The sequence below is a fragment of the Priestia sp. SIMBA_032 genome (genome assembly GCF_046535215.1).
Lineage (GTDB): Bacteria > Bacillota > Bacilli > Bacillales > Bacillaceae_H > Priestia > Priestia aryabhattai.
The window spans coordinates 1-242 of sequence record NZ_JAWRXD010001405.1; the positions used below are offsets into that span (position 1 = coordinate 1).

Consider the following 242-nt stretch of genomic DNA (forward strand, 5'->3'; position numbering starts at 1 on the left):
GCTCCAGCACCAGGGCGGTGTAGTCCGGATCGGCGATCGTCGCGCGCACCCGGTCGTAGCCGGCGGCCCGCGCCTCGGCCGCCGCCGCGCGCACGGCGCCCAGCGCCTCGGACTCCTCCGGCATCGCCGTGTCCAGCGGGCCGACCAGTTCGGCCAGGAAGACGTCCTGGTCGCGCGCCGGCCCCAGCCCGTCGGCCACCCGCTTCAGCGCCGCTTCCAGGCGGTGCGTGCGCTCGGGCGGG

At 78.5% G+C, this 242-nt stretch carries 1 protein-coding gene; it reads right to left on the reverse strand.

Features of this window, described 5'->3' with window-relative positions; all coding sequences use genetic code 11:
• Positions 1-242: CHAD domain-containing protein (locus SB717_RS38935; RefSeq protein WP_410908613.1), on the reverse strand; the 242-nt coding region annotated here is incomplete at both ends.